Consider the following 6,308-nt stretch of genomic DNA (forward strand, 5'->3'; position numbering starts at 1 on the left):
CCCCCCACCGAGATGTAGCGGGCGGCGACGAACGTGATCAGCAGGTTGAGGCCCAGCAGCTGGGGGATGCCGGTGCTGAACGGGTCGATGCCGCGGGACCGGAAGGCCACCACCGCCGCGCCCATCAGCCCGAACACCGCCCCCGACGCCCCCACCGTCACGGTGTCGTAGCTCATCACCAGCACCAGGAACGACCCGCCCAGCAGCGCCATCACGTAGAGCGCCACGAAGCGGACGCGCCCCAGCGCCGGCTCCAGCAGCGTCCCGAGCTGGTACAGCAGCAGCATGTTGAAGCCGATGTGGATCAGGCCCGAGTGGACGAAGCCCACGGTGATCGGCCGCCACCAGTCGCCGTCGCCGACCGCCGGGCCGAAGAGAGCCCAGTCGAGGCCCAGCTCGCCCAGCCCGTTGACGGTGCCGCTGAACATGTCGACCAGGAACACCACCACGTTGGCGGCGATCAGCCCCGCGGTGACGTAGGGCGTCGTACCCAGGGAGCGGGCGGTGACGACCTTCTGGCGGCCGGTGCGGGAGCACTCGGGGCAGTGGAACCCGACCGACGCCTGGTTCATGCAGCTGGGGCAGATCGGCCGCTCGCAACGCTGGCACCGGACACCTGCCCGCCGGTCGCCATGGCGGTAACAGGTCTGGATGTCCGTAGCCACAGTGGGCCAAATCTACCCGCGCCCGGCCGCCGCTGGACAGACGGGCGTCAGCCGGCGAGGCCGAGGATGCGGGTGAGCGGGCGGAGGGTCTCGGCGACGGCGGGGTCGGACGTGACGGCGTCGTAGGCCCGCTCCTGGGCGACGCCGAAGTCGACCGGCATGCCCAGCTCCCGGGCCAGCTCCACCATGCCGACGGCGGTCGCGACCGCCGCCTCCTCCGGCTCGGCGGCGGCCTCCTCGACCGCGGCGACCAGCGCCCGGCCCAGCGCCTCCGACGCCCGGGGCGAGCTGATCTGCACGCCCTCCTCCCGGGCCTCCCGCACGATGGCCCGCAGCCCGGCGTAGGCCGCCGGGTCGGTGGCGATCGCGGCCTCGGCCAGCTCCGACTCCAGCCGCCGGGCGAGGGCCAGCTCGATCGGCCCCCGCAGCTCGGCCGGCAGGGTGGTGCCGGCCACGGCCAGGGCGACGAGGGTGTCGTGGTAGTCGGTGCGCAGCTCGTCGTAGGCGGCGACGAAGCGGTCGGCGAGGCTGGCCGCGGTGGCGTGCAGCAGGTCGTCGCCGACGCCGGGCAGCACGCTCTCCAGGCCGAACTCCCGGGGCCCGAAGCGGTCGGTGACCAGCCGCAGCAGGGCGGTGATCCGCTCGCCGTCGCGGGTGGCGTCGGACAGCTGGGCGACCGCGGCCTCGTCGTCGGCCAGCTGCTCGGCGGCAGGGCGCACGGCCCCGAACACCTCGAGGCCGCCGAGGTGCACGGCCCCGTAGGTCCACACCGTGCGGCGCCGGGTGCGGCGGTGGGTCAGCGCCACCCGGCCGGCCGACGTGGCCACGCCGCCCCGGTCGACGATGTCCTGCAGCTCGCGCTCGACGAAGTAGCCGCCCAGCTCGGTGATCACGCCGTCGCCGTCGAGCAGCTCGACCAGGGCGATGTGCCCGGCCACCCGGGCGGCATCGGCCCGGGCGGGATCGACGTGGCGCTTCCACAGTGCCCGGCCGTCGCCCTCGCTGGGCCGGTTCGACGTGGCCTCGGCGAGCACCTCGAGGAACCGCTCGACCGGCGGGGGCTCGCCCATCTCGTCGAGCAGGTCGATGCAGCGGGCCGCGTAGCGCAGGATCTGCAGGGTCTCGATGCCGGCCAGGTCGTTGAAGAACCAGCCGCACGACGTGTACATCAGCAGCGCGTGGCGCTGGCACTCCAGCAGCGTGAGCGCCTCGACCTCCGCCGCCAGGTCGCCGGTCACGTGCTCCGCCACGAAGTCGTCGACCGTGGTGGCGCCGAGCAGCACGTCGACGTAGGCGTCGCGGGCGCCCCACGGGTCGCGCAGCACCTTCGCCGACCGGCGCTCGAACACCTCGTTGGCGACGTCGCGCAGCAGGTCGAGGGCGTTGCGCAGCGGCCGGCGCCAGGCCTGGTTCCAGCCCGGCTCGCCGCCGGTGTGGCAGCCGCAGTCCTCCATCCAGCGGCCGACGCCGTGGGCGCACGACCAGGCCGACAGCCGCACCTGGGCCTCCCAGTCGGGCGGGTGCTCGTCGAGCCAGGCGCCCAGGCGGGGCGTGCCGACGTTGCGGCGCCCGGCCTCGATCGCCATGGCGTAGGCGACGCCGCGCTCGGCGAAGTGGTGGTGGTGGCCGAAGGTCTCGCCGTCGGTGGCGACGGCGACGAGGCCGCCCTGCCAGTCGTCCCGGCCCTTGCCCTTGGCCCGCTGGACGATGCGGTCGAGCACGACCTGGCTGGGGAAGCCGCCGAAGGCGACGTCGTGGGAGATGTCGCCGTCGTAGACCACCAGGTCGACGCCGAGCTCGGGCCGGGTCGCGTGGCGCCAGCGGTAGACCCGCCGCGTGTCGAGCCCGGTGCCGTCGACAGTCGGCTCCCACTCGGGCTCGTAGCCGTCGTGCGGCAGGGGGCGGATCGCCTGCACCTGCTTGGGTGCCAGGATCGTGAAGCGCACGCCCTCCTCGGCGAGCACCTCCAGCACCCGGTCGTCGACCGCGGTCTCCGGGAGCCACATGCCCTCGGGCTCCCGGCCGAAGCGGTGCCGGAAGTCGGCCTGGCCCCAACGCACCTGGGTGCGCAGGTCGCGGTCGTCGCAGAGCGGCAGGATGGCGTGCCCGTACGCCTGGGCGATGGCGCGGCCCTGACGCTGGTCGGCGGTCAGGATGCGCTCGTAGGTCTCCGGGGCGTGGGTCTCCAGCCACGACAGCAGCGTCGGGCCCACGTTGAAGGACAGGTGCTCGTAGTTGTCGACGATGGCGACGATGCGGCCGGCCTCGTCGAGGATGCGGGCCCAGCCGTTGGGGCGGTAGGCCTCGGCGGTGATGCGGGCGTTCCAGTCGTGGAACGGGGCGGCCGACACCTCCCGCGGCACCACCTCCGTCCACGGGTTCTCCCGGGGCGGTTGGTAGAAGTGGCCGTGCAGCACGAAAGCGACGTCGTCCGCCATCCCTAGAAGGCTAGAGGGCCTCGGCGAAGCCCGAGACCGCTTGGGGCGGCGGCGGGGTGGTTGGTGGGGCTAGGGGGTGGCTGGGGCGGGACTGACCGTGTTGCGGGCCGGGCGGCCGATGCGATCGCGCAGCAGCGTCTGGGCGACGAGGCCGCCCGTGGCGCACAGTCCGGCGACGACGAAGCCCGAGCGCTCGTTGCCCAGCGACACCACGATGCCGATGATCCCGGCCCCGAGGCCCGTGGCCAGGTCGAGGAACAGTGTGAACGTGCCCACGGCGTGGCTGCGCTCCGACTCGGGCGTCGCCTTCATCACCGCGGCCAGCAGCGCCGGGTACAGCAGCGACATCCCGATCGACAGCAGCACCGTGCCCACCCACACCGAGGCCGCGGAGCCCCAGATCCCCATCATCCCGATGCCCGCGCTCACGCCGACCAGCGCCACGGCCGACGCCCGCCGCCAGCCGAGGGCGTCCGGGACGCGGGCCGCCACGATCCGGATGACCAGCACGAGCCCCGCGTAGAGGCCCAGCACCGGACCGACGTCCTCGAAGCCCACCTGGTCGGCGTACAGGGGCAGGAAGGCGGTGTAGGCGGTGAGGGGCACCAGGCCCAGGGCGACGACGATGCCGGGCCAGATCGCCACGCCGTGGAGCACGCTCCGGTCGGCGGGGACGGCCATCGTCTTGCCGCGGGGGATCCAGATGGCGAAGACGGCGCCGAGCAGGCAGCAGCCGGCGAACGTGAGGAACACGGTGGTGAAGTTGGTGGCCTTGAGCAGCGCCTCGGCGATCGCCGGGCCGAGCGCCATGCCGCCGTAGAGCGACACGGAGAAGTAGGAGGCGGCCTCGCCGCGACGGTGGTCGGGGGCGAGGTCCTGGTTCACGGTGACGAGGCCGGTGAAGACCGCCGCCTCGCCGACCCCGGTGAGCAGGCGGGAGCCCAGGAGCAGCGGCAGGCTCGTGGCCAGGCTGTAGGCCGCGATCGAGGCCGCCGCCACCACCGCCCCGCCGACGACGAGGACGCGGCGGCCGTGGACGTCGCCCATGCGGCCCACCCAGGGGCGCAGCAGGGCGGCCGACACCGCGAAGGAGCCGACGGCCAGGCCCACCTGGAAGCCGCTGCCGTGCAGCTCGTCCTCCACGTAGCGGGGCAGGATCGGCAGCATCGCCCCGACGCCGACGAAGTACGTGAACGCGGAGAGCATCACCACGACGAACGGCCACGACAGCAACTGCCCGTCGCCCGCTCGCGTCTCGTCCAGCTCGCCGTCCCGCGGCGTCGTCTCAGCCATCTCGCCCACAGCGCCGCCTGCTTATCAGCAGATCCGGCGATTCCCTCAGCCTGCGGAGGGGTTCAGCGGGCCCAGGAGTCGCGCAGCGCCCGCAGGCCCCGGGTGGTCTGCTCGACGAGCTCGTCGTCGCGGTCGGGGCTGCCGTGGTCGAGCCACAGCAGGGTCGCCTCGACCAGAAACCCGAACAGCGCCTCGACCATCCACCGCTCGATCACCGGGTCGTCGTGGCCGAGGCGGCTCAGCTCGTGCGCCAGGTCGACGGCGGTGGCCCGCAGCTTCCCGGCGTAGTCGGCGAACTGGGGCTCGCGGGCAGCGTGGCGCCACAGCAGCGTGAACGCCGCCGGGTCCTCCCGGGCGACCACGATGAGCGTGCGGGCCGCGACGCCCCGGGTCCCGCCGTCGGCCATCCCCGCCACGAACTCCTCGCCCAGCCGCTCGAACACCCGCTGGAGGATCGCCCGGTAGAGCTCCTCCTTGGTCTCGAAGTGGCGGTAGACGATGAGCTTCGTCACGCCGCACGCCGCCGCCACGTCGTCCATCGACGTGTGGGCGAACCCCGATCCGGCGAAGGCCGCGGCGGCACCGCTCAGGATCGACGCCCGGCGCTCGGCTCGGGGTAGGAGCTGCTTCCCCTCGGGCTTTCCCTGGACAGGTATACGCCCGAGTGTATACCTTGACGTCAACAGGCAGGGAGGAACGGTTCGCATGGGCGTGACGGCACAGGTCGAGTTCACCGCCGAGGAGCTGCTGGCCGACGCGCCCGTGGTCGAGCCGCTGATCGCCGGGGGCGTGCGCTGCCACGGGGGCTTCGCCGACGACGGCAGCTACGTGTCGCCCCGCACCCGGTTCCGGGTGCCGGCCATCGAGGCCTGGCGGGCCCGGCACACCGAGCTGTTCGGCACGACCGTCGTCGACGTCCCCATGGAGACCTGGGGCGACCACTTCCCCAACGTCGAGCAGGCCCGCTTCCTCATCCGCTCAGGGGTGCCCCAGCCGCTGATCGCCAACCTCACCCGCATCGGCACCGTCGAGGGCTACGGCGCCAACATCCGGCTGCTCAAGCCGTCGGGCCTGCAGCGCCACTTCGTGGAGGACGTCAAGGGCACCGCCATCGACCACCTGGGTAACGGCCTGTTCGAGGCCCACGGGCGCGACGAGGCCGGCTGGGAGGAGGAGGCGGGCCACAAGGACATGTGGTTCGCCGCCCGCGACATCGCCTTCGGTCAGCCGACCGACGACATCGACATCGAGGCCATGCTGGCCCGTATGGGCTTCGGCCAGGGCGGCGCCGCCGGGCTCGACGCACCCCGGCTCCTGCCCGTCGACGTCGACGCCAACCTCGAGTTCATGGTCACCCTCATGATCCGGGTGCTGTTCATCGAGATCGCCGCGTTCCACTCGTTCCGCTGGGCGGAGGCGTGGCTGTCGGACCCCGACCTCGTGGCCGGCGACGGCGAGGCGGCCAAGCTGGTGTCGTACATCCGGGCCGACGAGACACCGCACGTCGACTACCTGGCCACCGCCATCACCGAGCTGCGCGACCGCACGTGGATCGGCGAGGGCGGCCAGAAGCACCCCGGCACCGAGATGATCGACACCCTGTGGGACCACCTGCTCGACCAGAGCCTTGGCGCCGGCCGCGCCGCCACCCGCAAGGCGATCCTCAACGAGGTGGAGCACTGGTGCCGCCGCCGCCCCAACGGCGACGACCTCCTCGCCGAGTTCCACCACCTCGCCACGTCTCTTTGAAGGAGAACGACCCCAATAGGGTCTTGGTCTCAGGGGGTGAACGCAACGGTCTTGGTTGAGCTGTCGTTCGACCGAGGGTGAGGGCTGTTGTGGTGAGGCTGAGCGAGGCGGAGAAGGCTCGGATCTGCGAGTTGCGGGCGGCGGGGTTGACGACCCGGTTGAT

The 6,308-nt window shown here is 72.8% G+C and carries 5 protein-coding genes; 1 reads left to right on the forward strand and 4 read right to left on the reverse strand.

Going from position 1 to position 6,308, the window contains the following annotated elements; translation table 11 throughout:
- The 4 genes from VK611_24665 to VK611_24680 all read right to left on the reverse strand — a co-directional run.
- A partial coding sequence (locus VK611_24665) for a rhomboid family intramembrane serine protease (protein HMG44551.1) occupies nt 1–572 on the reverse strand: 572 nt, incomplete at its 3' end.
- A gap of 140 nt (nt 573–712) precedes the next feature.
- Nucleotides 713–3,103, reverse strand: a complete 2,391-nt coding sequence (locus VK611_24670; protein HMG44552.1) for a DUF3536 domain-containing protein — start codon at nt 3,101–3,103, stop codon at nt 713–715.
- Between the two features lie 69 nt (nt 3,104–3,172).
- Nucleotides 3,173–4,396, reverse strand: coding sequence for an MFS transporter (locus VK611_24675; protein ID HMG44553.1), 1,224 nt, complete (start codon nt 4,394–4,396; stop codon nt 3,173–3,175).
- Nucleotides 4,397–4,458: 62 nt separating this feature from the next.
- On the reverse strand, nt 4,459–5,103 hold the full coding sequence (locus VK611_24680) for a TetR/AcrR family transcriptional regulator (GenBank protein HMG44554.1): 645 nt from the start codon (nt 5,101–5,103) through the stop codon (nt 4,459–4,461).
- On the opposite strand from VK611_24680, the gene VK611_24685 reads away from it, so the two are divergent.
- A complete protein-coding gene (locus VK611_24685; protein ID HMG44555.1) occupies nt 5,102–6,145 on the forward strand; it encodes a hypothetical protein in 1,044 nt (347 codons plus the stop codon). The two genes, VK611_24680 and VK611_24685, sit on opposite strands and share 2 nt — an antisense overlap.
- Nucleotides 6,146–6,308: the final 163 nt, after the last annotated feature.

It is taken from the genome of Acidimicrobiales bacterium (assembly GCA_035316325.1).
In the GTDB taxonomy this organism is placed as follows: Bacteria; Actinomycetota; Acidimicrobiia; order Acidimicrobiales; family VFJN01; genus DASXTK01.